Source organism: Mycobacterium sp. ACS4054, from assembly GCF_001667275.1.
GTDB lineage: Bacteria > Actinomycetota > Actinomycetes > Mycobacteriales > Mycobacteriaceae > Mycobacterium.
In genome coordinates this window covers 60,899-86,592 of sequence record NZ_LZHV01000060.1, presented here as the reverse complement: position 1 = coordinate 86,592, position 25,694 = coordinate 60,899, and the positions used below count along the sequence as shown (strand labels likewise).

At 68.3% G+C, this 25,694-nt stretch carries 22 protein-coding genes; 17 read left to right on the top strand and 5 right to left on the bottom strand.

Annotation, left to right across the window (positions count from 1 at the left end; all coding sequences use genetic code 11):
- The first annotated feature begins 31 nt into the window (after positions 1–31).
- From A5730_RS18340 to A5730_RS18315, 6 genes are all read left to right on the top strand, one after another.
- Positions 32–1,045, top strand: coding sequence for a methionine synthase (locus tag A5730_RS18340; RefSeq protein WP_067903352.1), 1,014 nt, complete (start codon positions 32–34; stop codon positions 1,043–1,045).
- Between the two features lie 53 nt (positions 1,046–1,098).
- Positions 1,099–1,992 (top strand): hypothetical protein, encoded by an 894-nt coding sequence (locus tag A5730_RS18335; RefSeq protein WP_067903349.1) that lies wholly within the window; start codon positions 1,099–1,101, stop codon positions 1,990–1,992.
- A gap of 53 nt (positions 1,993–2,045) precedes the next feature.
- A complete protein-coding gene (ligA, locus tag A5730_RS18330; RefSeq protein ID WP_067903346.1) occupies positions 2,046–4,127 on the top strand; it encodes an NAD-dependent DNA ligase LigA in 2,082 nt (693 codons plus the stop codon).
- Between the two features lie 67 nt (positions 4,128–4,194).
- The gene (locus A5730_RS18325) at positions 4,195–4,791 is read left to right on the top strand and encodes a TetR/AcrR family transcriptional regulator (protein ID WP_067903343.1); all 597 of its coding nucleotides are present in this window, start codon (positions 4,195–4,197) and stop codon (positions 4,789–4,791) included.
- A 172-nt stretch (positions 4,792–4,963) separates the two neighbouring features.
- A complete protein-coding gene (locus tag A5730_RS18320; RefSeq protein ID WP_197281306.1) occupies positions 4,964–5,395 on the top strand; it encodes an MmpS family transport accessory protein in 432 nt (143 codons plus the stop codon).
- The gene (locus A5730_RS18315) at positions 5,392–8,316 is read left to right on the top strand and encodes an RND family transporter (RefSeq protein ID WP_067903339.1); all 2,925 of its coding nucleotides are present in this window, start codon (positions 5,392–5,394) and stop codon (positions 8,314–8,316) included. The genes A5730_RS18320 and A5730_RS18315 overlap by 4 nt, the downstream gene beginning before the upstream one ends.
- Here the strand turns inward: A5730_RS18315 and A5730_RS18310 are convergent.
- Complete coding sequence (locus A5730_RS18310; RefSeq protein ID WP_156349673.1) at positions 8,313–8,969, bottom strand: amino acid-binding protein; 657 nt, start codon at positions 8,967–8,969, stop codon at positions 8,313–8,315. The two genes, A5730_RS18315 and A5730_RS18310, sit on opposite strands and share 4 nt — an antisense overlap.
- A 96-nt stretch (positions 8,970–9,065) precedes the next feature.
- Here A5730_RS18310 and gatC point away from each other — a divergent pair, with 96 nt between their 5' ends.
- The 5 genes from gatC to gatB all read left to right on the top strand — a co-directional run bounded on the left by gatC (position 9,066) and on the right by gatB (position 14,748).
- Entirely contained in the window at positions 9,066–9,365 is a 300-nt protein-coding gene (gene gatC / locus A5730_RS18305; RefSeq protein WP_067903336.1) for an Asp-tRNA(Asn)/Glu-tRNA(Gln) amidotransferase subunit GatC, read from the top strand.
- The gene (gene gatA / locus A5730_RS18300) at positions 9,362–10,843 is read left to right on the top strand and encodes an Asp-tRNA(Asn)/Glu-tRNA(Gln) amidotransferase subunit GatA (RefSeq protein ID WP_067903333.1); all 1,482 of its coding nucleotides are present in this window, start codon (positions 9,362–9,364) and stop codon (positions 10,841–10,843) included. Before gatC ends, gatA begins: the two co-directional genes overlap by 4 nt.
- Before the next feature lie 42 nt (positions 10,844–10,885).
- Positions 10,886–11,917 (top strand): ATP-dependent 6-phosphofructokinase, encoded by a 1,032-nt coding sequence (locus A5730_RS18295; protein WP_067822785.1) that lies wholly within the window; start codon positions 10,886–10,888, stop codon positions 11,915–11,917.
- 96 nt (positions 11,918–12,013) lie between these two features.
- Positions 12,014–13,174: a MinD/ParA family protein gene (locus A5730_RS18290; protein ID WP_197506292.1), complete on the top strand. Its 1,161-nt coding sequence runs from the start codon at positions 12,014–12,016 to the stop codon at positions 13,172–13,174.
- A gap of 62 nt (positions 13,175–13,236) precedes the next feature.
- Entirely contained in the window at positions 13,237–14,748 is a 1,512-nt protein-coding gene (gene gatB / locus A5730_RS18285) for an Asp-tRNA(Asn)/Glu-tRNA(Gln) amidotransferase subunit GatB (RefSeq protein WP_067903330.1), read from the top strand.
- 16 nt (positions 14,749–14,764) lie between these two features.
- Here the strand turns inward: gatB and A5730_RS18280 are convergent, their stop codons facing one another.
- Positions 14,765–15,886: a sorbosone dehydrogenase family protein gene (locus A5730_RS18280; RefSeq protein ID WP_082946892.1), complete on the bottom strand. Its 1,122-nt coding sequence runs from the start codon at positions 15,884–15,886 to the stop codon at positions 14,765–14,767.
- 240 nt (positions 15,887–16,126) lie between these two features.
- On the opposite strand from A5730_RS18280, the gene A5730_RS18275 reads away from it, so the two are divergent.
- Positions 16,127–16,987 (top strand): DoxX family protein, encoded by an 861-nt coding sequence (locus A5730_RS18275; RefSeq protein ID WP_067903324.1) that lies wholly within the window; start codon positions 16,127–16,129, stop codon positions 16,985–16,987.
- A gap of 3 nt (positions 16,988–16,990) precedes the next feature.
- Here A5730_RS18275 and A5730_RS18270 read toward each other — a convergent pair whose 3' ends face one another.
- Positions 16,991–17,347 carry a PH domain-containing protein gene (locus tag A5730_RS18270; RefSeq protein WP_067903321.1) on the bottom strand — a complete coding sequence of 119 codons (357 nt, stop codon included), beginning with the start codon at positions 17,345–17,347 and terminating at the stop codon, positions 16,991–16,993.
- A 312-nt stretch (positions 17,348–17,659) separates the two neighbouring features.
- On the opposite strand from A5730_RS18270, the gene A5730_RS18265 reads away from it, so the two are divergent.
- From A5730_RS18265 to ilvC, 3 genes are read left to right on the top strand one after another with little or no spacing between them, the layout of a single operon-like run.
- Positions 17,660–19,528, top strand: coding sequence for an acetolactate synthase large subunit (locus A5730_RS18265; protein ID WP_067903318.1), 1,869 nt, complete (start codon positions 17,660–17,662; stop codon positions 19,526–19,528).
- Positions 19,528–20,028, top strand: coding sequence for an acetolactate synthase small subunit (ilvN, locus tag A5730_RS18260; RefSeq protein WP_067903315.1), 501 nt, complete (start codon positions 19,528–19,530; stop codon positions 20,026–20,028). Before A5730_RS18265 ends, ilvN begins: the two co-directional genes overlap by 1 nt.
- 33 nt (positions 20,029–20,061) lie before the next feature.
- A complete protein-coding gene (gene ilvC / locus A5730_RS18255) occupies positions 20,062–21,063 on the top strand; it encodes a ketol-acid reductoisomerase (RefSeq protein WP_156745861.1) in 1,002 nt (333 codons plus the stop codon).
- Positions 21,064–21,132: 69 nt separating this feature from the next.
- Here the strand turns inward: ilvC and wrbA are convergent, their stop codons facing one another.
- Entirely contained in the window at positions 21,133–21,735 is a 603-nt protein-coding gene (gene wrbA, locus A5730_RS18250) for an NAD(P)H:quinone oxidoreductase (RefSeq protein WP_067903463.1), read from the bottom strand.
- Between the two features lie 90 nt (positions 21,736–21,825).
- Between wrbA and serA the strand changes: the two genes are divergently transcribed.
- Together serA and A5730_RS18240 are read left to right on the top strand one after the other, a co-directional pair.
- Entirely contained in the window at positions 21,826–23,412 is a 1,587-nt protein-coding gene (serA, locus tag A5730_RS18245) for a phosphoglycerate dehydrogenase (protein ID WP_067903309.1), read from the top strand.
- Positions 23,409–24,419: a 3-isopropylmalate dehydrogenase gene (locus A5730_RS18240; protein WP_067903306.1), complete on the top strand. Its 1,011-nt coding sequence runs from the start codon at positions 23,409–23,411 to the stop codon at positions 24,417–24,419. The genes serA and A5730_RS18240 overlap by 4 nt, the downstream gene beginning before the upstream one ends.
- On the opposite strand, the gene A5730_RS18235 is transcribed toward A5730_RS18240, so the two are convergent.
- Positions 24,319–25,623: an MFS transporter gene (locus A5730_RS18235; RefSeq protein ID WP_067903303.1), complete on the bottom strand. Its 1,305-nt coding sequence runs from the start codon at positions 25,621–25,623 to the stop codon at positions 24,319–24,321. The two genes, A5730_RS18240 and A5730_RS18235, sit on opposite strands and share 101 nt — an antisense overlap.
- Positions 25,624–25,694: the final 71 nt, after the last annotated feature.

Sequence of the window (25,694 nt, the reverse complement as noted above, 5' to 3'; positions counted from 1 at the left end):
GGCCGGGGTGGTGTCGAATACGGTTGGGCCGGTGAGTGTTTTCGCGACGGCTAGTGGAGTCGGATCCTGGCCCGGCAGCGCGCCACGGGAGGCCGCCGAAGTCGTCGTCGGCGAGTTGGCCGGCGGGCTGGCTCACATCGTCGAGCTGCCCGCCCGAGGCGTCGGCGCGGACACGCTCGGCCGGGCCGGTGCGCTGCTCGTCGACGTGGCGATCGATACCGTGCCGCGCGGCTACCGCGTCGCCGCTCGGCCCGGCGCGGTCACCCGCCGCGCCGTCAGCCTGCTCGACGAGGACATGGACGCGCTGGAAGAGGCCTGGGAGGTGGCCGGCCTGCGCGGCGGCGACCGCGTGGTCAAGGTGCAGGCTCCGGGACCGATCACGCTGGCGGCCGAACTCGAGCTGGCCAACGGCCATCGGGCGATCACCGACCCCGGCGCCGTGCGCGATCTGGCGGCGTCGTTGGCCGAAGGCGTCGCCGCCCACCGCGCGGCACTGGCCCGCCGGCTCGAGACGCCGGTGGTGGTGCAATTCGACGAGCCCTCGCTGCCGATCGCACTGGGCGGACGGCTGGCCGGTGTGACGGCGCTGAGCCCGGTGGCGCCGCTGGACGAGGCGGTGGCCCTCGCCCTGCTCGACGACTGCGTCGGAACGGTGGGAGGCGAGGTGCTGTTACATTGCTGCGCGCCGGAGTTGCCGTGGAACATGTTGCGGGACAGCAGCTTCGGTGCCGTTTCGGTGGACGCGGCCACCCTGGCCGCGGCGGATCTCGATGGCATCGCCGCCTTCGTCGAATCGGGTCGCGCGGTGATGCTGGGCGTGGTCGCCGCCAGCGCTCCGCCGCGGCGGCCGTCGGCCGAAGAGGTGGCCGCCGCGCTGGTGGCGGTGACGGATCGCCTTGGCTTCGCGCGCTCGGCGCTGCGCGACCGCATCGGCGTCACCCCCGCGTGTGGTCTGGCCGGCGCGACGCCCGAGTGGGCCCGCCTGGCGATCGGGCTGGCCCGCCGGGCGGCGGAGGCGTTCGCGCAGGACCCCGACGCCATTTAGCCATCGCTTGAAAACCGATCGCCAGCAAACACGCGGCGACTACCATCTCGACAATGGTCATGAGCGAACTTGCGGACTCCTGCACCCTTTGGACGGGCTTTGACGTATCGATCGTCGCCCGCAGTTACGCGCAATTCACCGGCATCCTCGCCGGGTTTGCCTTCGTCGTCATAAATCTCGTAATCGATCGCGCCTACCGGCGCCGCGGCGAGGGTCGTCCGCTGGAGCCGCGTGAGGTCGAGCACGAGACGCAAGTGGGAATCGCCTTGGTCTGTGCGTTTCTGGGCCTGTTTCTGACCACCCTGCGATACGCCTTGCTGGCCGGCGAAAGCGGATGCTCGCTGACCGAGGGACGGGCCGCGTCGGCGGAGGTGCTCACCGCTGTCTCGTTCGCCGCCTCCATCTACATGCTGCTCAACGCGATCGTGCAGTTCTTCTCGGGCTCGGCGGGCGTGCTCGCCAAGCACTGCGTATTCGTTCTGGTGGTGCTCGTTCCGCCCATTTCGGTGTTCCTCGTCGAAGACACGCTCACACACCTGGCGCTGGCGCTGGGTGATCCGGACAAACACCAACCGCTGCAGCCGCTGTGGGATTGGGCCGTGCGGCTCGCGATTCCGATACCGCTGGCGGTCGGATTCGTCGGCGCGGTCGCGTGGTTCCTCGGGATCAACAGGCGGCGTTCGGAAGAACCCGTCGGCCGCTTCGCGCGACAATTCCGAACGACCGTCCCGTACATCACGGTGGTCGTGGTCGCCGCCGTGATGGTGCGGTCGGTCGTGAAATTGCGCTACGCGAACACCGCCACGCATATCAGTCCGGGCGAGGCCTGGATATGGGTCGGCGTGCTCAGTGTTGCTTTGCTGATTCAGGCTGCCGCTTTGTCAATTCAAAAAGGCGTGGAAGTTCCATTCGGCGGTTTCCCGGACAAGACCGAACCGGCGACCTGAGTTTCGGGCCGCCTTGCGGGCGTGGTGTCGGCGGCCTCGGATAGCCTGCGAGGGTGAGCTCGCCACAAGCTGATCCGGTGTCACCCGAGGTTCGGCGCAAGTGGCAGGAACTGGCCGGTGCGGTCCGCGAACACCAGTTCCGCTACTACGTCAAGGACGCTCCGATCGTCTCCGACGCCGAATTCGACAAGATGTTCAACGACCTTGTCGCGCTTGAGGATCGTCATCCCGAGCTGCGCGTCCCGGATTCCCCGACGCAACTGGTCGGTGGGGCCGGCTTCGCCACCGACTTCACCGAGGCCGAGCACCTCGAGCGGATGCTGAGCCTCGATGACGTCTTCGACCGCGACGAGCTGATCGCCTGGAGCAACCGCGTCGAGAACGAGATCGGCCGCGACCCGCACTACCTGTGCGAACTCAAGATCGACGGCGTCGCGTTGTCGCTGGTGTATCGCGACGGCCGGCTGGAACGCGCCGCCACGCGCGGCGACGGACGGGTGGGCGAGGACGTGACCCTCAACGCGCGCACCATCGACGACGTGCCCGAACGGCTCAGCGCCAGTGACGACTTCCCGATTCCCGCGGTGCTCGAGGTGCGTGGCGAGGTGTTCTTCCTGCTCGCCGATTTCGAGGCCCTCAACGCCAGCCTGGTCGAGGACGGCAAGGCGCCGTTTGCCAATCCGCGCAACAGCGCGGCCGGGTCGCTGCGCCAGAAGAACCCGGCGGTCACCGCCCGGCGCCGGCTGCGGATGATCTGCCACGGCGTCGGCCGCACCGACGGGTTCTCGCCGAAAACCCTGCACGAGGCCTACACGGCGCTGAAGGCCTGGGGACTGCCGGTAGCCGAGCAGACGACGCGGGTGCACGGCCTGGCCGCGGTCGAAGAGCGGATCGCCTACTGGGGCGAGCAGCGCTACGACCTGGCGCACGAAATCGACGGCGTGGTGATCAAAGTCGACGACTTCACGCTGCAGCGCCGGCTGGGGACGACATCCCGGGCGCCGCGGTGGGCGGTCGCGTACAAGTACCCGCCGCAGGAAGCCCAGACCAAGCTGCTCGACATCCGCGTGAACGTCGGGCGCACCGGCCGCGTCACGCCGTTCGCGTTCATGACGCCCGTCAAGGTCGCCGGGTCGACGGTGGGCCTGGCCACCCTGCACAACGCCGCCGAGGTCAAGCGCAAGGGGGTGCTGATCGGCGACACCGTGATGATCCGCAAGGCCGGTGACGTGATCCCCGAGGTGCTCGGCCCCGTCGTCGACCTGAGGGACGGGTCCGAACGCGAATTCGTCATGCCCACAACGTGTCCCGAATGCGGCACGACGCTGGCCCCCGCCAAGGAGGGCGACGCCGACATCCGGTGTCCCAACGCTCGGTCCTGCCCGGCGCAGCTGCGGGAGCGCGTCTTTCACGTCGCCGGTCGGGGCGCGTTCGACATCGAGGGGCTCGGCTACGAGGCGGCCATCGCGCTGCTCAAGGCCGGGGTGATCGCCGACGAGGGGGACCTATTCACCCTCACCGAGGACGACCTGTTGCGCACCGAGCTGTTCCGCACCAAGGCCGGCGCCCTGTCCGCCAACGGCAGGCGGCTGCTCGACAACCTGGACAAGGCCAAGGCGGTGGCGTTGTGGCGCGTGCTGGTGGCGCTGTCCATCCGCCACGTCGGGCCGACTGCCGCGCGCGCCCTGGCCACCGAGTTCGGCAGCCTGGACGCGATCATGTCGGCGTCCACCGAGCAGCTGGCCGCGGTCGAGGGTGTCGGCCCGACAATTGCCGCCGCGCTCACCGAGTGGTTCACCGTCGACTGGCATCGCGCGATCGTCGACAAGTGGCGGGCCGCGGGGGTGCGGATGGCCGACGAGCGCGACGCCAGCGTGGCCCGCACCCTGGAAGGGCTGACCGTCGTCGTCACCGGCTCACTGACCGGTTTCTCGCGTGACGAAGCCAAGGAGGCGATCATCGCGCGCGGCGGGAAGGCCGCCGGTTCGGTGTCGAAGAAGACCGACTACGTCGTCGCCGGCGACTCGCCGGGCTCCAAGTACGACAAGGCGGTCGAGCTCGGCGTGCCGGTCCTCGACGAGGACGGTTTCCGCAAGCTGTTGGCCGAGGGGCCGCCGAAAACCCCGGCGGACTAACCCGGGCCCGCACGGCCATCCGGCGATAATTAGCCCGCATCGCCCCGGCAGTCCTATCGTGGGCGCTATGACGCAGACGGCCGAGGCGTACGCGCAGACGTCACCGTGGTCGCCCCGCGAGGGCGAGATTCTGGCGGTGACGCTGCGCCTGCTGCAGGAACACGGCTATGACCAGCTGACGATCGACGCCGTCGCCGCCGCCGCCCACGCGAGCAAGGCCACCGTGTATCGGCGCTGGTCCTCGAAGGCCGAATTGGTGTTGGCCGCCTTCACCGAAGGGGTCCGCCTGGTCGCCGTCGCGCCCAACACCGGCACGCTGCGCGGCGACCTGCTGAGCCTGGGGGAGACGTGTGGTCAGCATGGCCGCGAGCACGCCAGCACCATCCGCGCGGTGATGGTCGAGGTGTCGCGGCACCCGGCGCTCAACGAGGCCATGCAGGAGCAATTCCTCAAGCAGCGCAAGGCGTTGATTCAACACGTGCTGCGTCAAGCCGTCGATCGCGGTGAGATCACCGAGGACGTGATCAGCGACGAGCTGTGGGATCTGTTGCCCGGCTATCTGATCTTCCGGTCCATCATTCCCGGCCGGCCGCCCACCCGCCGCACCGTCCAAGCGCTTGTGGACGGGTTTCTCATCCCGGGTTTGACCAGAACCAAGGGGTAACCGCGCGTTAACCGCCGAGGCGGAATGTGTACGCGCGCGTCTCTTGTGCAGTACGGTCCAGTACCGTACTGTCATAGCTGTTGATCACGCCCGGCCCGCCGGCAGCCGCCGTCGCGCCGGGGGTGATCTGGTCGCCCGATGATCGAAAGGTGAACGGGTGAAGGGGATTTCGGTGACCTCACTGGTCAGGCGAGGGTGGATGGTGCTGGTCGCGGTGTTGGTCGTCGCGCTCGCCGGGTTCGCCATCTACCGCCTGCACGGAATCTTCGGCTCGCACGACACCACGTCGGCCAACAGCGGCCTGTCGAACGAGATCGTTCCGTTCAACCCCAAACGGGTGGTGCTGGAGGTCTTCGGCGCGCCCGGCGCGACCGCGACCATCAACTACCTTGATGTCAACGCCCAGCCCCAGCAAGTCAAGGACGCGACGCTGCCGTGGTCGTTCACCATCACCACGACGGAGCCGGCCGTCCTCGGCAACGTCGTCGCGCAGGGCAACGGCGACACCCTCGGCTGCCGCATCACCGTCAACGGCGAGGTGAAAGACCAACGCACCGTTGACAAAGTCGACGCCTACACCTACTGCCTGGACAAGTCCGGATGAGCGACCAGCAAGAGTCGCGGAGCTTCGTCCCGCGCAGCATCCGCCGGCTGGCCTTGCCGATCCTGCTCTTCTGGGTGGCGCTGGCCGCCATCACGAACATCGCGGTGCCGCAGCTGGAAGAGGTTGGCAAGACCCACAACGTCGCGCTGAACTCACCCGACGCACCGTCGCTCAAGGCGATCAAGCGCATCGGCGAGAAGTTCCACGAATTCGACACCGACAGTTCGGCGATGATCGTGCTGGAAGGTGACCAGCCGCTCGGCGCGGACGCGCACCGCTTCTACGACGAACTGGTCCGCAGGCTCGAGCAGGACAAGAAGCACGTCGAACACGTGCAGGACTTCTGGGGCGACACCCTGACCGCGGCCGGGTCGCAGAGCGGCGACGGCAAGGCCGCCTACGTCCAGCTGTTTCTCGCGGGCAACCAGGGCTCGGCGTTGGCCAACGAGGGTGTCGGCGCGGTGCGCGACATCGTCGAGCACCTGAAGCCGCCGCCCGGTGTCAGGGCGTATGTGACCGGTGCGGCGCCGCTGATTTCCGATCAGTTCGACGTCGGCAGCAAGGGAACCGCGAAAGTCACCGCGATCACCGTCGGCGTGATCGCCCTGATGCTGTTCTTCGTTTACCGATCGTTCCTCACCACGCTGCTGGTGCTCGCCACGGTCTTGATCGAGATGTCCGCGGCCCGAGGCCTTGTCGCGTTTCTCGGAAACGCCGGCGTCATCGGGTTGTCGACCTACGCGACGAACCTGTTGACGCTCTTGGTGATCGCCGCGGGAACCGACTACGCGATCTTCTTCGTGGGCCGCTACCAGGAGGCGCGTGGCACCGGTGAGGATCGCGAAAAGGCCTTCTACACCATGTATCACGGGACGACGCACATCGTGCTGGGTTCCGGGCTCACCGTCGCCGGCGCGGTCGCCTGTCTGAGCTTCACCCGGCTGCCCTACTTCCAAAGCCTGGGCATCCCCGCCGCGCTTGGCATCGTCGTCGCGCTTTTCGCCGCGCTCACCCTGGGGCCGGCCATCCTCACCCTGGGCGCCAAGGTCGGCATCTTCGACCCCAAGCGGGCGATCAGAACGCGCGGCTGGCGGCGGATCGGCACCGCCATCGTCCGCTGGCCCGGGGCCGTGCTCGCCGCGGCCTGCGCGCTGGCGCTGGTGGGGCTGATCGCCTTGCCCGGGTACAAGACCAGTTACGACACCCGTCCCTACATGCCCGCCAGCGCGCCGGCCAACATCGGGTACACCGCGGCCGAGAAGCATTTCTCGCGGGCCCGGCTCGAGCCCGAATTGCTCATGGTGGAAACCGATCACGACATGCGCAATCCGGAAAGCATGCTCATCCTGGACAAGGTGGCCAAGGCGGTGTTCCACGTTCCCGGCGTGGCGCAGGTGCAGACCATCACCCGGCCCTTGGGCACCCCACTGGTTCACAGCTCGCTCGCGTTCGTGGTCAGCAATTCCAGCGCGGCGCAGCAGGAAAACCTGACGTACCAACAAGATCGGGCCAACGACGCCCTCAAGCAGGCCAACGAGTTGAACAAGACCATCAACATCTTGAGGCAGCAATACGTATTGCAGCAGCAACTCGCCAACACCACCCACGACGAGACGCAGAGCTTCCATGACACGCTCGGCACGATCCAGGATCTGCGCGACAAGATCGCGAATTTCGACGACTTCTTCCGGCCGGTCCGCAGCTACTTCTATTGGGAGCGGCACTGTTTCGACATCCCGGTCTGCTTCGCGTTTCGCTCGCTCTTCGACGCGCTCGACGGCATCGACCAGCTCACCGAGAAGTTCGAAAACCTCACGGCCTCCCTCGACCAGCTCGACGCGCTGCAGCCCAAACTGGTGGCGCTGATACCGCCGCAGATCGACAGCCAGCAGACCAATCGTGATCTGACGCTGGCCAATTACGCCACGCTGTCCGGCATTTACGCGCAGACCGCCGCCGCGATCGACAACGCGACGGCGTTGGGGCGGGCCTTCGACGCGGCCAAGAACGACGACACGTTCTATCTACCACCCGACGTCTTCAACAACCCCGACTTCAAGCGCGGGCTCAAGCTGTTCCTCTCGCCGGACGGCAAGGCCGCTCGCATGATCGTCACCCATGAAGGCGATCCGGCTACGCCCGAGGGCATTTCGCACATCGATCCCATGGCCAAGGCGGCGCACGAGGCGCTCAAGGGCACGCCGATGGCCGACGCGGGAATCTATCTCGGTGGGACCGCCGCGACGTACAAGGACATTCAGGACGGCGCCAAGTACGACCTGATGATCGTGGCGTTCGCCGCGCTGAGCCTGATCCTGCTGATCATGATGATCATCACGCGCAGCCTGATCGCCGCGCTGGTCATCGTCGGCACGGTGGCCCTGTCGTTGGGTGCGTCGTTCGGGCTATCAGTCCTGGTGTGGCAGTACCTCTTTGGCATCCAGCTGTACTGGGTCGTGCTCGCGCTGGCGGTGATCCTGCTGCTGGCGGTCGGGTCCGACTACAACCTGCTGCTGATCTCCCGATTCAAGGAAGAAATACACGCCGGCTTGAACACCGGCATCATCCGGGCGATGGCGGGCTCCGGATCGGTGGTCACCTCCGCCGGCATCGTCTTCGCCGTCACCATGTGTGCGTTCGTGTTCAGCGGATTCCAGGTGCTCGGCCAGATCGGCACCACGATCGGCCTCGGTTTGCTGTTCGACACGCTGATCGTGCGCTCGTTCATGACCCCTTCTGTCGCAAGGATTCTCGGTCGCTGGTTCTGGTGGCCGCAGCGGGTGCGCCCGCGCCCGGCCAGCGCCATGCTCCGGCCGTATGGGCCGCGCCCCGCGGTGCGTCAGCTGCTGCTGTGGGAAGACGACGACCCGGTGGTGGCAGGTCAAGCGCGCCACGACCCGGTGGCGGCGCGAGCGCGCTAGCGCAGCATCGTGGCCACGATGCCGGCCAGGTAGCCCAGGCGGGCCACCTCCGACGGCCGGAACTCCGGGCCCGGGCGCCCCAGCACCACCGCCGTGTGCGGGTCCCCCAGCGGGGCGGCGACCATCGTGGTGTCCATGTCGCGCCACGCCTGCGGTACCCACTCGGCGGCGCCGTCCAACGTCGCGGCCCGTTCGATCGGGAGCCACGGGGCCGAAACCGCCCGCGTCTCCGGCGCGCCCCGGCTGGACGCCAGGCGCTCCAGCTCGTCGCCCGCACCGCGCACCACGGTGCACCAACTGACGCGCAGCACCCGGGGTGCCTCGTTGGCCAGCACCTGCAACCGCGACGCGCTGTCACCGGCCGCGGCGACGTGGTCGAGCAGCTCCAGCTCGCGGTGGGCTTCGAGCAGCCCGGTATGCGGACGCACGCTGTCCACCCGCACACCCGCAAGCGACTCCGCGGCGGTGATCAGCGTGTCCGGCATTGCCCCCGGCGGCAGCTCGATCACCAGGTCGTCGATCGCGTACCCCGAGCTGCGCTCCACCACGTCGAGCGACAAGATGTCGGCGCCCACCGAACCGAGCGCCACGGCCAGCGAGCCCAGGCTGCCTGGGCGGTCGACCAGCTCGATGCGCAATAGATAGGACGGCACGGCCAACACTGTTGCACAGCGAGGTGTCCACTGCATTTCTGCGGATAACCGGCGGCCGTGAACCCGGCCGCACCCTCGCGGCTAGGCTTTCGGATCGTGTCTGGAATCTCCCGCGACGAGGTGGCGCACCTGGCGCGGCTGTCCCGGCTGGCGCTGACCGATGCCGAGCTGGACAGCTTCGCGGGCCAGCTCGACGCCATCCTCACCCACGTCAGCCATGTGCAGGCGGTCGACGTCACCGGCGTCGAAGCGACCGGCAACCCCCTCAAGGACGTGAACGTCACCCGCCCGGACGAGCCGACCCCCTGCCTGACCCAATCCGAAGCGCTCGCCGAGGCGCCCGAGACCGCCGACGGCCGCTTCGCGGTGCCGCAGATCCTGGGGGACAGCGAGTGAACGAGATCATCCGATCCGACGCGGCGACCCTGGGCGCGCGAATCGCCGCGAAGGAGCTGTCGTCGGTCGAGGTCACCCAGGCGTGCCTGGACCAGATCGCCGCGACCGACGACCGGTACCACGCCTTCCTGCATGTGGCCGCCGACGAGGCGTTGGGGGCGGCGGCCGTCGTCGACGAGGCGGTGGCCGCGGGCGAGCGCCTGCCGTCGCCGCTGGCCGGGGTGCCGCTGGCGCTCAAGGACGTGTTCACCACCGTGGACATGCCCACCACCTGCGGGTCCAAGATCCTCGAGGGCTGGCGTTCGCCCTACGACGCCACCGTCACCACGCGGTTGCGCGCCGCGGGGATCCCAATCCTGGGCAAGACCAACATGGACGAGTTCGCCATGGGCTCGTCGACGGAGAACTCCGCCTACGGCCCGACCCGCAACCCATGGAACCTCGACCGGGTGCCCGGCGGCTCCGGCGGCGGTAGCGCGGCCGCGCTGGCCGCGTTCCAGGCGCCGCTGGCCATCGGGTCCGACACCGGCGGCTCCATCCGGCAGCCCGCGGCGCTGACCGCGACGGTCGGGGTCAAGCCCACCTACGGCACCGTGTCGCGGTACGGGCTGGTGGCGTGTGCGTCGTCGCTGGACCAGGGCGGCCCGTGCGCGCGCACCGTGCTGGACACCGCGCTGCTGCACCAGGTGATCGCCGGTCACGACACCCGCGACTCCACCTCCGTCGAGGCGTCGGTGCCCGATGTCGTCGGCGCCGCCAGGGCCGGGGCGGCCGGGGACCTCAAGGGCGTGCGCGTCGGCGTGGTGAAGCAACTGCGCGGCGACGGCTACCAGCCGGGGGTGCTGGCCTCGTTCGAGGCCGCCGTCGCGACGCTGACCGAACTGGGCGCCGAGGTGAGCGAGGTGGACTGCCCGCACTTCGAATACGCGCTGGCGGCCTACTACCTGATCCTGCCCTCGGAGGTGTCGAGCAACCTGGCCCGCTTCGACGCCATGCGCTACGGGCTGCGCGTCGGCGACGACGGCACGCACAGCGCCGAGGAAGTGATGGCGCTGACCCGCGCCGCCGGATTCGGGCCGGAAGTCAAGCGGCGCATCATGATCGGCACCTACGCGCTGTCGGCCGGTTACTACGACGCCTATTACAACCAGGCGCAAAAGGTGCGCACACTGATCGGGCGCGACCTCGACCGGGCGTACGAGTCCGTCGACGTGGTCGTGTCGCCCGCGACGCCGACCACCGCCTTCCCGTTGGGGGAGAAGGTGGACGATCCGCTGGCGATGTACCTGTTCGACCTGTGCACGCTGCCACTGAATCTTGCCGGCCACTGCGGGATGTCGGTGCCGTCGGGGCTGTCGCCCGACGACGACCTGCCGGTCGGCCTGCAGATCATGGCGCCCGCGCTGGCCGACGACCGCCTCTACCGCGTCGGCGCCGCCTACGAGGCCGCCCGCGGGCCGCTGCCGTCGGCCATCTGACTTTCGCTGCCGTGCCGGTGGCGCGCAGGGCAAGATAAGGGCATGCGGATCGGAATTCTCACCGGAGGCGGCGATTGCCCGGGGCTGAACGCCGTCATTCGGGCCGTGGTGCGCACCTGCGACGCCCGGTACGGCTCGTCGGTGGTCGGCTTTCAGGACGGGTGGCGCGGGTTGCTGGAAAACCGGCGCATCCAACTGCAGAACGACGACCGCAACGACCGGCTGCTGGCCAAGGGCGGCACGATGCTTGGCACCGCCCGGGTGCACCCGGACAAACTGCGCGCCGGGCTGGACCAGATCAAGCAGACGTTGGACGACAACGGCATCGACGTGCTCATCCCCATCGGCGGTGAAGGCACCCTGACCGCCGCGCACTGGCTGTCGGAGGAAAACGTGCCCGTCGTCGGCGTGCCGAAGACCATCGACAACGACATCGACTGCACCGACGTCACTTTCGGCCACGACACCGCACTGACGGTGGCCACCGACGCCATCGACCGGTTGCACAGCACCGCCGAATCGCATCAGCGGGTGATGCTGGTCGAGGTGATGGGCCGGCACGCCGGCTGGATCGCGCTTAACGCCGGCCTGGCGTCCGGCGCGCACATGACGCTGATTCCCGAGCAGCCCTTCGACGTCGAGGAGGTGTGCCGGCTGGTCAAACGCCGCTTCCAGCGCGGAGATTCGCACTTCATCTGCGTGGTCGCCGAGGGCGCCAAACCCGTGCCGGGTTCAATCTCGTTGCGCGAGGGCGGACTTGACGAGTTTGGCCACGAAAAGTTCACCGGTGTCGCCGCGCAGCTGGGCGCCGAGGTGGAGAAGCGGATCAACAAGGACGTCCGGGTGACCGTGCTGGGCCACGTCCAGCGCGGGGGCACGCCGACGGCCTACGACCGGGTGCTGGCCACGCGGTTCGGCGTCAACGCCGCCGACGCGGCACACGCGGGGGAGTACGGGCAGATGGTGTCGCTGCGGGGGCAGGACATCGGCCGGGTGGCGCTGGCCGACGCGGTGCGCCAACTCAAGCTGGTACCCGAGAGTCGCTACGACGACGCCGCCGCCTTCTTCGGCTGAGGGCGACGGCTCGAGTTTGCGGCCGAGTGGCCAGCTTCGACGCGGCGGCCCAAATTCGTGGTTTCCGAAACGCTTGCCGACGGTTATACGGGGGGTATGAGCAACCGCGGCTCGATTCGCGGACCCGTTCAGCAGCCCGCATCGTCGGCGGGACCACCGGGCCCGCCGGTTCGCCCGCAGCGTCCTCCCAGGTGGCGCGATCTCGACGCCCGGGCGCCCACCATGCCCCAGCCCTATCGAACAGCCCCATCGGTGCCCCGGCCACCCATCCGGCCCGCCCGACCCGCGCCAGTCGCGCCGCGGCCGCCCGGCGGGACCGCACTCGACGGCCTGGACCAGGGGCAACCCGCCGACTCCTCGGGCTTCAGCTGGCGCGACGTGGTCCACCGCGTGACCGGCGTCGACCTGGGTCCCGGCAAAGCCGCTCAGTACACGGCGGAGCTCCGCAACCGCATCCGCGCGGACGTGGGCGGCGCGTTCCCCATCGCCGTCCTCAACCTCAAGGGCGGTGTCGGGAAGACCTCGGTCGTGGAGTTGCTCGGGTCGACGTTTGCCGACGTGCGGCGCGACCGGATCATCGCCGTCGACATCGATGCCGGGGACCTGGCGGAGCGGCATGGCCGGCTGAATCCGCTGGGGATGGCCGACCTGCTCAGGGACAAGACGGTCACCGACTATCCGGACATCCGGGCGCACACCTACATGAACAACTTCGGCCTGGAGGTGCTCGGCCTGCCGGATTACGCGCACACCGATTGGCGGCTCGAGCGCCGCGACGTGGTCAAAGCGTTCTCGCTGCTGCGCAACCACTATTCGGTGATGCTGCTGGACTGCGCCAAGGCGCTCAACTCGGGCGTGATGGACGCCGTCTTACCCGAGGCGCGGGCGCTGGTCGTGGTGACCAGCACCTCGATCGATGCGATACGAAAGACGGCGACCACGCTGGATTGGTTGGGCAACAACGGATATCAGGCTTTGGTGCGGTGCACCATCCTGGCGGTCAACCACGTCGAGCCGGCCAAGGTGGAGGTGTTGGCCGCCAACGAAATCGAGCGATTGTCCGCGCGCATCGCCGCGACGGTGGTGCTGCCGTTCGATCGGCACATCCACGAAGGCAAACAGATCGAGCTGGATCGACTGAGCAAGGAAAGCCGGCGCTGTTACCTCGAGATGGCGGCCGTGCTAGCCGACATGTTTCCCGGTAGGGGATCCGAGCCCGACCGATTGCCAAGGCCGCGCTCGCCGCACTGGCCCTGAGTTCGCCCGGTCACCCGCAAGCGGGCGGTTCCCCCGCCGACGCGCCCACTACGATCGACGGCATGAGTGTTGCCGCCAGCGCCGATCTCATGGATTACGACGAGGTCATCGACCGTTTCGACCCCGTCCTCGGCCTCGAGGTGCACGTCGAGCTGTCGACGGTCACCAAGATGTTCTGCGGCTGCTCCACCGCGTTCGGCGCCGAACCCAACACCCAGGTCTGCCCGGTGTGTCTCGGACTGCCGGGGTCGCTGCCGGTGCTCAACCGCACCGCGGTGGAATCGGCCATCCGGATCGGGCTGGCGCTGAACTGCGAGATCGTGCCGTGGTGCCGCTTCGCCCGGAAGAACTACTTCTACCCGGACATGCCGAAGAACTACCAGATCTCCCAGTACGACGAGCCGATCGCCATCAACGGCTACCTGGACGCGCCGCTCGAAGACGGCAGCACGTGGCGGGTCGAGATCGAGCGCGCGCACATGGAGGAAGACACCGGCAAGCTGACCCACCTGGGCAGCGAGACCGGCCGCATCCACGGCGCGACGACATCGCTGCTCGACTACAACCGCGCCGGCGTGCCGCTGATCGAAATCGTGACAAAGCCCATCGTCGGCGCCGGGGCCCGGGCGCCGCAGATCGCCCGCGCATACGTCACCGCCTTGCGAGACCTGTTGCGCGCCTTAGGCGTATCCGACGTCCGGATGGACCAGGGCTCGATGCGTTGCGATTCCAACGTGTCGCTGATGCCGACGGGAACCACCGAATTCGGCACTCGCACCGAGACCAAGAACGTCAACTCGCTGAAAAGCGTTGAGGTCGCCGTCCGTTACGAGATGCAGCGGCAGGCGGCCGTCCTCGCGTCCGGCGGCCGGATCATCCAGGAGACCAGACACTTTCACGAGGCGGGATACACCAGCCCGGGCCGCGCCAAGGAGACCGCTCAGGACTACCGCTATTTCCCCGAGCCCGACCTGGAACCCGTCGCGCCCAGTCGCGAGTTGGTCGACCAGCTGCGCCAGACCATCCCGGAGCTACCGTGGCTGAGCCGCAAGCGAATCCAGCAGGACTGGGGCGTCTCCGACGAGGTGATGCGCGATCTGGTCAACGCCGGTGCCGTGGAACTGGTCACCGAGACCGTCAAGCACGGCGCCGCCAGCGAGCAGGCGCGCGCCTGGTGGGGGAACTTCTTGGTGCAGAAGGCCAACGAGGCCAATATCGGCTTGGACGAACTGGCCATCACGCCGGCTCAGGTCGCCGCGGTGATCGCCCTGGTGGACGAGGGCAAGCTGTCCAACAAGCTGGCCCGCCAGGTCGTGGAGGGGGTGCTGGCCGGCGAGGGCGACCCCGAGCAGGTGATGAGCGCCCGCGGCCTCGAGCTGGTGCGCGACGATTCGGTGACACAGGCGGCGGTCGATGAGGCGCTGGCCGCCAATCCCGATGTGGCGGAAAAGATCCGCGGCGGCAAAATTGCCGCGGCGGGCGCGATCGTCGGCGCGGTGATGAAGGCCACCCGCGGGCAGGCCGACGCGGCGCGGGTGCGCGAACTGGTGCTGGCCGCCTGCGGGCAGGGTTGACGAAGGCCGGGTTTCGCTAGGTCTTGTCGTCGTTGTTGCGCGGGAAGCCGCCGCCCTGCGGGAACAGCGGGAACACCACGTCGTCGAGCTTCTCGGCGTCCCCGGCGGTCTTGTTGACCGTTGCGCCCCAGACGTTTCCGTCCGGTGACATTCGCAACGCCCACGCGTGGGCGTGCGTGTCCTTGCGCACCACGTCGGGTTCGCCGGTGACCGCGCCCGTCGCCGGAGCCAGCCGCACGGCCACCGTCAGCTTGGTGTTGATGAGGTTGACCAGCACGGTCCCGTCCATCGCGGCGCAGCCGGCCACCCCGGGCTTGTCCGGCCAGGTCCACACCGTGGAGACCTCCGAGGCTTTGGTGATGCGCTGCAACCGATCCGCCGTCGGCGTGCGGTCGGCGACGTAGAGCGAGCCGTCCACCGGGTCGATGCACAGCCCGCCGCCGGAGCCCACACCCGACAGCGCCGTCGTCGGCGGCGCCTGACCGATGGTTGTCGGCTGCTCGATCCGAAGGACCTTGCCGGCCAGCGATTTGGGGTCGGCGGCCGCCGCCGGGTTGCCCGCGTCGCCGGTCATCACCACCAACGTGGTGGGGCTGGTGAAGATCAGCGCCCCGCTGTTGCCGGTCGCGCCCTTGGGTATCCCGGTGAGGATGTCCTTGGGGATGTCGCCGTCGGCGATCCGGATCACCCGATTGTCGCTCGGCGTGCTGATGTAGGCGTACATCAGCCGGTCTTGGGTGTAGGTCGGCGACAGCACGATGTCCATCAGGCCGCCGTCCCCGGACGGGTCGACCGGGATGACCATCTTCACCTTCGGCTCGGCGCTGACCGAGATCTCCTTGACGGCGCCGGTGGTGCGCTCGGCGACGAGCGCGGTTTTGCTGTCCGGCCCCATGATCAGGCCGCTGGTGCTCTCCAGGCAGCCCTGCATGACGCCGGGCGCCGGGCAGGCCTTCGGGAACGGCGTGGGCGGCAGCGGCGGTGGCGGGGGAGGCGTCGAGCTGGGTTGGGGCTTGAGCTCGGGGTTGGTGGTGAACGGCTGCGATTGCGCGTCGTTGAACCGCGCGCACCCGCTCGCGACCAGCATCGTCGCGCAGAGCGCGGCGATCCCGCACCGAACCGAGCGCCGTAGTCGCATGACCGACAGGCTACGGATAGTGCGCCCGCCGCCGCCACACGCATGCGCCGGGCCGCCCGGGGCGGCATGATCGGCACCCTTTTCTCGGCGGTCGGAAACCGCCGGATTCGGCCGTTTTCGACCGCCCGCAGCGTCCCGCACGGCCAATCCGGGCTTGTTTGGCGGGCAAACCACCGATTGCCTGGCGAAAGCGCCGCTCAAATCCCCAATTCGGCGCCAACTGCCCTTACCCTGACACCCGTGACCAGTCAACCGAATGACGGACATTGGCAGCGGCCCGGCGAATCCCCGGAGCCAACCCCGGGACGCCCCGCCACGGCGCGCGTGGTCGACCCCGAAGACGACTTGACGCCCGTCGGTTACCCCGGCGACTTCAACCCCTCCACCGGAACCACCACCGTCATCCCCTACATGGGCGACCACGCCGGCGCGGCCGGGTCCCGGGCGACGGGTTACCACGTCCTCGATCAGCAGGAGCCCTTGCCCTACGTGCAGCCGCAGGAGTCCCGGCACGCGGCCGCCGAGCCTGCCGAGATCGACGGGGACGAACACCACGGCCGGCTGCACGAAGTCGGCCGGCGCGGAACCCAGCACCTGGGTTTGCTGATCTTGCGGGTCGGCCTCGGGGTCGTGCTGGCGGCGCACGGGCTGCAGAAGCTGTTCGGCTGGTGGGGCGGCTCCGGCGTCGGCGGGTTCAAGAACTCGCTGTCCGACGTCGGCTACCAGCACGCCGACATCCTGGCCTACGTCAGCGCCGGCGGTGAGCTCGTCGCGGGCGTGCTGCTGATCCTCGGGCTGTTCACCCCGGTGGCCGCGGCGGGTGCGCTGGCGTTCCTGATCAACGGCATGCTGGCCACCATCACGGCCCGCCCGCATCCGCACACCTTCACGTACTTCCTGCCGGACGGGCACGAATACCAGATCACCCTGATCGTCCTGGCCGTCGCGGTCATCCTGTGCGGACCCGGCCGCTACGGTCTGGACGCGCGCCGGGGCTGGGCCCACCGGCCCTTCATCGGGTCGTTCGTCGCCCTGCTGGTCGGCATCGCCGCCGGCATCGCCGTGTGGGTGCTGCTCAACGGGGTCAACCCGATCGCCTGACCGTCACTGATAGGGGTTGGGCACGCGTCCCGAGCTGGCCTGCGTCAGCTCCGGAAGCGTCGCGAACGTCACCGCGGGCAGGCGCAGCTCCGCGCCGCTCTTGAGGTGCGCGCGGGCCCACGAGCCGCGGTGGAAGCGCAGCCCGTCGATCTCGTCCCACGGCACCGTCTGGCTGCCCAGCAGCGTTCGAACGGTCACGCCGTTATCGTCGGCGACGGTGCGCAGCCGCACGATCATGGCCGACAGCAGCAGGGGAATCAGCAGCAGCGGCGCCGAGGGCGGCCACAGCATCACCGGTATCAGCAACCCCAGCGTGGTGAATCCGACCGCCAGGTGCGCGATCGGGGACACCTTGATCACGACGGGTGTGTTCGAAGACGAACCGGTAGCCACCCGACCATCATTTCACCCGCAGCGATGCACCGGACCTCCGCGCGAGCCGACGGTAGCGGATTTGACTGCTGAGCTGTGCGAAGGCTACCGTCGGACGTTATGGATACCGCCGGACAGCCCGGGATGCTCGTAGTAATTAGTCGGCGCGTTGGTGCCTGACTAGCCTCTTCGGCATTTGAAGCTATCCAGACCAACGCGCAACCCTCGTGCAGCAGAAGAGCTGTCGGGGGTTTTTTGTTGCCCCAACGAGACTCCCAGAGTGAATAAGGACAAAAGACAGTGAGCGCACCCACCAGGCAGCACGCCACCTCGCCACAGCGTGCCGCCGACGTCGCCTCCGACGCGGCGGAAACTCCCGCCGCCGCCCCCGCCAAAAAGCCGAAACGCGTTGGGCCCGAACAGCTTACCGGCGCCCAGTCGGTGATCCGATCGCTGGAGGAGCTCGACGTCGAGGTCATCTTCGGCATCCCCGGTGGCGCGGTCTTGCCGGTCTATGACCCGCTGTTCGACTCGAAAAAGCTTCGCCACGTGCTGGTTCGGCACGAGCAGGGCGCCGGCCACGCCGCGAGCGGTTACGCCCACGCCACCGGCAAGGTCGGCGTGATGATGGCGACGTCCGGGCCCGGCGCCACCAACCTGGTCACCCCGCTGGCCGACGCGCAGATGGACTCGGTGCCCGTCGTCGCCATCACCGGCCAGGTCGGTCGCACGCTGATCGGCACCGACGCCTTCCAGGAAGCCGACATCTCCGGCATCACGATGCCGATCACCAAGCACAACTTCCTGGTCCGCTCCGGCGACGAGATCCCGCAGGTGATGGCCGAGGCCTTCCACATCGCGTCCTCGGGCCGCCCGGGGGCGGTGCTCGTCGACATCCCCAAGGACGTCCTTCAGGGCCAGTGCACGTTCAGCTGGCCGCCGCGCATGGAGCTGCCCGGCTACAAGCCGAACACCAAGCCGCACAACCGGCAGATCCGCGAGGCCGCCAAGCTGATCGCCGCGTCCAACAAGCCGGTGCTGTACGTGGGCGGTGGCGTCATCCGCGGCGAGGCGACCGAGCAGCTGCTCGAGTTGGCCGAGCTGACCGGCATTCCCGTCGTGACCACCCTGATGGCGCGCGGCGCGTTCCCCGACAGCCATCGCCAGCACATGGGCATGCCCGGCATGCACGGCACGGTCGCCGCGGTGGCGGCGCTGCAGCGCAGCGACCTGCTGATCGCCCTGGGTACCCGCTTCGACGACCGGGTCACCGGGAAGCTCGACACCTTCGCGCCCGAGGCGAAAGTCATCCACGCCGACATCGACCCGGCCGAGATCGGCAAGAACCGCCACGCCGACGTGCCGATCGTCGGCGACGTCAAAGCGGTCATCACCGACCTGATCGCGATGCTGCGCCACTACGACATCCCCGGCAACATCGATATGACGGAATGGTGGGCCTACCTGGACAGCGTCCAGTCCACCTACCCGCTGAGCTACGGCCCGCAGAGCGACGGCAGCCTCGGGCCGGAATACGTCATCGAGAAGCTGGGCCAGATCGCCGGCCCGGACGCCGTGTACGTCGCCGGCGTTGGGCAGCATCAGATGTGGGCGGCGCAGTTCATCTCCTATGAGAAGCCGCGCACCTGGATCAACTCCGGCGGGCTGGGCACCATGGGGTTCGCCATCCCGGCGGCCATGGGCGCCAAGATGGCTCGCCCCGAGGCCGAGGTGTGGGCCATCGACGGCGACGGCTGCTTCCAGATGACCAATCAGGAGCTGGCCACCTGTGCGATCGAGGGCGTGCCGATCAAGGTGGCGCTGATCAACAACGGGAACCTCGGCATGGTGCGCCAATGGCAGACGCTGTTCTACGAGGAGCGGTATTCGCAAACCGATCTGGCCACGCACTCGCACCGCATCCCGGACTTCGTGAAGCTGGCGGAGGCGCTGGGATGCGTCGGATTGCGTTGCGAGCGTGAGGAAGACGTCGAAGACGTGATCAACCAAGCCCGCGCGATCAACGACCGTCCGGTGGTGATCGACTTCATCGTCGGCGCCGACGCGCAAGTCTGGCCGATGGTGGCCGCCGGCACCAGCAACGACGAGATTCAGGCCGCGCGCGGCATTCGTCCCCTGTTCGGCGACGAGAGCGAAGGGCACGCCTGATGAACACGCACACGCTGTCGGTGTTGGTCGAGGACAAACCCGGTGTGCTCGCGCGGGTGGCGGCGCTGTTCTCGCGGCGCGGATTCAACATCGAATCGCTGGCGGTCGGTGCCACCGAGCAGAAAGACATGTCCCGCATGACCATTGTGGTCAGCGCCGAGGAGACCCCGCTTGAACAGATCACCAAGCAGCTCAACAAACTGATCAACGTCATCAAGATCGTCGAGTTGGACGAGGACACGTCGGTGTCCCGGGAGTTGGCGCTGATCAAGGTGCGCGCCGACGCCGGCAGCCGCAGCCAGGTGATCGAAGCGGTAAACCTGTTCCGCGCCAAGGTGATCGACGTATCGCCGGAGGCGCTGACGATCGAGGCGACCGGTGATCGCGGCAAGATCGAGGCGCTGCTGCGGGTGTTGGAGCCGTTCGGTATCCGCGAAATCGTCCAGTCCGGAGTGGTGTCGTTGTCCCGCGGTCCGCGCGGCATCGCCACGGCCAAGTAATACACAAGGAGAAATTCAGAAGTGGCACTAGAAATGTTCTATGACGACGACGCCGACCTCTCGATCATCCAGGGCCGCAAGGTCGGGGTGATCGGTTACGGCAGCCAGGGGCACGCGCACTCGCTGAGCCTGCGCGACTCCGGTGTGCAGGTGCGCGTCGGGCTCAAGGAGGGTTCGAAGTCGCGGGCCAAGGTCGAAGAGCAGGGGCTGGAAGTCGACACCCCCGCCGAGGTGGCCAAGTGGGCCGACGTCATCATGCTGTTGGCGCCCGACACGGCGCAGGCCGACATCTTCAAGAACGACATCGAGCCCAACCTCTCCGAGGGCGACGCGCTGTTCTTCGGGCACGGGCTCAACATCCACTTCGACCTGATCAAGCCGCCCGGCAACGTCACCATCGCGATGGTCGCGCCGAAGGGGCCCGGGCACCTGGTGCGCCGCCAGTTCGTGGACGGCAAGGGCGTGCCCTGCCTGATCGCGGTCGACCAGGACCCGACCGGCGAGGGCGAGGCGCTGGCGCTGTCCTACGCCAAGGCCATCGGCGGCACCCGCGCCGGCGTCATCAAGACCACCTTCAAGGACGAGACCGAGACCGACCTGTTCGGTGAGCAGGCCGTGTTGTGCGGTGGCACTGAGGAATTGGTGAAGACCGGTTTCGACGTGATGGTGGAGGCCGGTTACCCGCCGGAGATGGCCTACTTCGAGGTGCTGCACGAGCTCAAGCTGATCGTGGACCTCATGTACGAGGGTGGCATCGCCCGGATGAACTATTCGGTGTCCGACACCGCCGAGTTCGGCGGTTACCTGTCGGGTCCGCGGGTCATCGACGCCGGCACCAAGGAGCGGATGCGCGAGATTCTGCGCGACATCCAGGACGGCACGTTCACCAAGAAGCTGGTGGCCAACGTCGAGGGCGGCAACAAGCAGCTGGAGCAGCTGCGCAAGGAGAACGCCGAGCACCCGATCGAGGTGACCGGCAAGAAGCTGCGCGACCTGATGAGCTGGGTCGACCGGCCGATCACCGAGACGGCGTAGCCTCACGCGGGCCGCCGGTCCGCGAAACTTAAACCACGGCGACCGTTTACGGCGTGTCGTGTGCGTGGTTTAAGTGTCGCGAAGGCGGCCCGCGACCTCGAGCACGCGGCGGGTCATGTGGTCCAGGGCGTTCTCGGTGGCCTCGTCGAATTCGTGGATGTTGTCGTGCGTTGAGACCAGGCTGACCCCATACGGATTGCCGTCGACGAACTTGCACGGGTCGGTGTAGCCGGGCGGGACGATGATGCCGCCGAAATGCATCAGCGTGATGTAGAGCGACAGCAAGGTCGTCTCCTGACCGCCGTGCAGGGTGTTGGACGACGTGAAGGCCGCGTACACCTTGTCGGCGAGCTTGCCTTCGGCCCACAACCCGCCGAGCGAGTCGAGGAAGTTGCGCAATTGCGCGGCGGGAGAACCGAAGCGGGTCGGTGAGCCGAAGATCACCGCGTCCGCCCACACGATGTCCTCACCCGTCGCCGCCGGAAGGTCCTTGGTCGCTTCGTAATTGGCGGTCCAGGCCGGGTTCTGGGCGAACGATTGCGGGTCGCGGGTTTCGGCGACGTGTCGAAGGCGGACTTCGGCACCCGCGGATTCGGCCGCGGTGGCGACGCGTTGCGCCATCGCGGTGCCATGCCCGGTGGCCGAGTAGTAGATGATCGCGAGTTTGGTCACATGGGCATGGTAGGACTGTGCGCGCCATCGCGGGTCGGCGCAGTTCACGGCAGTGGTGAGCGCCTCGATGCCAGCCGATAGGCTGGCCGGGTGAATCTGCCTGTTGTATTGATCGCCGACAAACTCGCCCAATCGACCGTCGCCGCCCTGGGAGACCAGGTCGAGGTGCGCTGGGTGGACGGGCCGGACCGGGAGAAGCTGCTGGCCGCGGTGCCGGAGGCCGACGCGCTGCTGGTGCGCTCGGCCACCACGGTCGACGCCGAGGTGCTGGCGGCCGCCGCCAAGCTCAAGATCGTGGCCCGGGCCGGGGTGGGGCTGGACAACGTCGACGTGGACGCCGCGACCGAGCGCGGCGTGCTGGTGGTCAACGCCCCGACCTCGAACATTCACAGCGCCGCCGAGCACGCGTTGGCGCTGCTCCTGGCAGCCGCCCGGCAGATCCCGGCCGCCGACGCCTCGCTGCGCGAGCACGCGTGGAAGCGGTCGTCGTTCAACGGCACCGAGATCTTCGGCAAGACGGTCGGCGTGGTGGGCCTGGGCCGGATCGGGCAGTTGGTCGCCCAGCGCTTGACCGCCTTCGGCACCCACCTGGTGGCCTACGACCCCTACGTGTCGCCGGCCCGGGCCGCGCAGCTGGGCATCGAACTGCTGCCGCTCGACGACCTCCTGGCCCGCGCCGACTTCATCTCGGTACACCTGCCGAAGACGCCCGAGACGGCGGGCCTGATCGGCAAGGAAGCGCTGGCGAAGACCAAGCCGGGCGTCATCATCGTCAACGCCGCCCGCGGCGGCCTGATTGACGAGGCCGCGCTGGCCGAAGCCGTAAGCAGCGGACACGTGCGGGCGGCCGGCATCGACGTGTTCGCCAAGGAGCCGTGCACCGATAGCCCGCTGTTCGAGCTGCCCCAGGTGGTGGTGACCCCGCACCTGGGTGCGTCGACCTCCGAGGCCCAGGACCGGGCGGGCACCGACGTCGCCGAGAGCGTGAAGCTCGCGCTGGCCGGGGAATTCGTTCCCGATGCCGTGAACGTCGGCGGCGGTGCGGTCAACGAGGAGGTGGCGCCCTGGCTGGACCTGGTGCGCAAGCTCGGGGTGCTGGCCGCCTCGCTGTCCGACGGGCCGCCGGTATCGGTGTCGGTTCAGGTGCGCGGCGAGCTGGCGTCCGAAGACGTTGAGGTGCTGAAGCTTTCGGCTCTGCGTGGGCTGTTCTCGGCGGTGGTGGAGGGTCCGGTCACCTTCGTCAACGCGCCGGCGCTGGCCGAAGAGCGCGGCGTCACCGCCGAGCTCGCCACCGCCTCCGAAAGTCCGAACCACCGCAGCGTCGTCGACGTCCGCGCCGTCGCTCACGACGGCACCGCCGTCAACGTCGCCGGCACGCTGTCCGGGCCGCAGTTGGTGGAAAAGATCGTGCAGATCAACGGCCGCAACTTTGATCTGCGCGCCCAGGGCACCAACCTGGTGATCAACTACGCCGATGAGCCCGGGGCGCTGGGCAAGATCGGCACCCTGCTCGGTTCGGCGGGCGTGAACATCCAAGCCGCGCAGCTGTCCGAGGACGCCGAAGGCCCGGGCGCGACGATCCTGCTGCGGCTGGATCGGGACGTGCCGAGCGAGGTGCGGTCGGCGATCGGCGCGGCGGTGGGCGCGAACAAGCTTGAGGTGGTTGATCTGTCGTGAGGCTCGCGGTGATCGGCGGCGACGGCATCGGGCCGGAAGTCACGGCCGAGGCCGTCAAGGTCCTCGACGCGGTGCTGCCCGGTGTCGAAAAGACGGAATACGACCTGGGCGCCCGGCGGTATCACGCCAGCGGTGAACTGCTGCCGGAATCGGTGCTCGCCGAGCTGCGCCAGCACGACGCCATCCTGCTCGGTGCGATCGGCGATCCGTCGGTGCCCAGCGGCGTGCTGGAGCGGGGCCTGTTGCTGCGGTTGCGTTTTGAGCTGGATCATCACGTCAACCTGCGACCGGGGCGGCTGTATCCCGGGGTGAGCAGCCCGCTCGCCGGAAACCCCGGCATCGACTTCGTCGTCGTGCGCGAGGGCACCGAAGGCCCATACACCGGCACGGGTGGTGCGATCCGAACCGGCACGCCCCACGAGGTGGCCACCGAGGTCAGCCTCAACACGGCGTTCGGCGTGCGCCGCGTGGTGGCCGACGCATTCGAACGCGCGCAGCGCCGCCGCAAACACCTGACGCTGGTGCACAAGACCAACGTGCTGACCTTCGCCGGCAAGCTGTGGGCGCGGATCGTCGCCGAGGTCGGGCAGGACTACCCCGGCGTCGAGGTCGCCTACCAACACGTCGACGCCGCCACCATTTTCATGGTCACCGACCCCGGGCGCTTCGATGTGATCGTCACCGACAACCTGTTCGGCGACATCATCACGGACCTGGCGGCGGCGGTGTGCGGGGGAATTGGCTTGGCCGCCAGCGGAAATATCGACGCCACCCGGACCAATCCATCGATGTTCGAGCCGGTGCACGGCAGCGCGCCGGACATCGCGGGTCAGGGCATCGCCGACCCGACCGCCGCGATCATGTCGGTGGCGTTGCTGCTCGCCCACCTCGGTGAGGACGAAGCCGCTAGCCGGGTGGACCGGGCGGTCGAGACCTATCTGGCGACGCGTGGGAACGAACGGCTCGCCACCACCGGAGTCGGCGAACGGATTGCCGCCGCGCTGTAGTTTCCAGTCCCGGCGGGAGCAACCGCGCCGGCACCAGCGGCACCGCGGCGACCGGGAACAGTCCGCACAGTATCCACGCGTTCGGATATTTCGCGGCGGTGATCAGCGCGCCGAACAGCGGTGGCGCGACGCCCGCCATCACCCGTTGCGTGGTGTTCTGGATGCCCAGCGCGCGGCCACTCCAGAAGGGTCCGGCGAATTCGGTGATGGCCGTGGCCTCTAACCCGTTGTCGAGCACGGCGATCACCGAGATCACCACCATCAGGGGCGCCTGATAGCCCGAGTTCAGAAAGTCGGCCCAGGCCAACAGGAACAGGGTGACGGCGGCGGCGATCGCGATGATGCGGACCGGTCGCATCCGCGACCCGATCCGGTCCGACCAGCGGCCCACCAGGACGCGGCCGATCGCGCCCAGCAGCTGCGAGAGGGTGACCAGGCTGCCGGCGGCCGCGACCGACCAGTGCAGATTCTTGATCAGCCAGACCAGCATGAACGTCACGGTTACCGTCTGCGGCACCATCATCAGACCCGCCACCGCGTGAATTCGCCACAGTGTCAACGATCCTCGGTACGGGCTGGCGAGTTCCGAGACGGTGGCGTCGGCCCGCGGCTTTCGGGGCGGATCGATGATGCCGACCGCGCTGGCCACCGCGCCCAACGCGCACGCCAACGCGGTGAACCTGAGCCCCGAGCTGGGGCCGTGCTCGGCCAACTCCGGAATCACCAGTGCCCCCAAGGCGATTCCGAGGGGTTGCGCGGTTTGGCGGAAGCCCATGGCCAGGCCGCGTTGCTCCGGCGGGAACCACGCCGACACCAGCCGCCCGCCGGCGGTGTTGCAACTGGCCGCGGCCATGCCGCCGAGGAACAGGTAGACGGCCATCAGCACCATCGAATGCGCCGACGCTGCGGCGAAGGCCGCCACCGCGGTGAGCGCCGAGCCCGCGGCCATCACCAGACGCTCGCCCACCCGGTCCAGTACGTAGCCCCACAACACCAGGGTGACCACCATGCCCCAGCTGGGCATCGAGGAAAGCAGACCGGCTTCGTCGAGCGGGATTCCGCGCGCTGATTGCAGCGAGGGAATGAGGAACGCGACGCCGTTGATGAAGAGGAAGGAACTCGCGGTGGCGATCAGCGATACCACCATGATGGACCAGCGCCCGGCCGCGCCCAGCTCGCGCGTGGGGGCCGCGTCCGTTTGCATTCCCCATGCTTGCACAAACAGGTGAAAATGCTGGTGAGGCTTGCGCGGCGGCCTCAGATGCGATGCCCGGC

Bases quoted from the DNA above. Each gene is read 5' to 3' on its own strand.
- A5730_RS18335 (WP_067903349.1), top strand. From the start codon at position 1,099: ATGGTCATGAGCGAACTTGCGGACTCCTGCACCCTTTGGACGGGCTTT.
- A5730_RS18315 (WP_067903339.1), top strand. From the start codon at position 5,392: ATGAGCGACCAGCAAGAGTCGCGGAGCTTCGTCCCGCGCAGCATCCGC.
- A5730_RS18295 (WP_067822785.1), top strand. From the start codon at position 10,886: ATGCGGATCGGAATTCTCACCGGAGGCGGCGATTGCCCGGGGCTGAAC.
- ilvC (WP_156745861.1), top strand. From the start codon at position 20,062: ATGTTCTATGACGACGACGCCGACCTCTCGATCATCCAGGGCCGCAAG.
- A5730_RS18290 (WP_197506292.1), top strand. From the start codon at position 12,014: ATGAGCAACCGCGGCTCGATTCGCGGACCCGTTCAGCAGCCCGCATCG.
- A5730_RS18235 (WP_067903303.1), bottom strand. From the start codon at position 25,623: ATGCAAACGGACGCGGCCCCCACGCGCGAGCTGGGCGCGGCCGGGCGC.
- ilvN (WP_067903315.1), top strand. From the start codon at position 19,528: ATGAACACGCACACGCTGTCGGTGTTGGTCGAGGACAAACCCGGTGTG.
- gatB (WP_067903330.1), top strand. From the start codon at position 13,237: ATGAGTGTTGCCGCCAGCGCCGATCTCATGGATTACGACGAGGTCATC.
- A5730_RS18325 (WP_067903343.1), top strand. From the start codon at position 4,195: ATGACGCAGACGGCCGAGGCGTACGCGCAGACGTCACCGTGGTCGCCC.
- A5730_RS18280 (WP_082946892.1), bottom strand. From the start codon at position 15,886: ATGCGACTACGGCGCTCGGTTCGGTGCGGGATCGCCGCGCTCTGCGCG.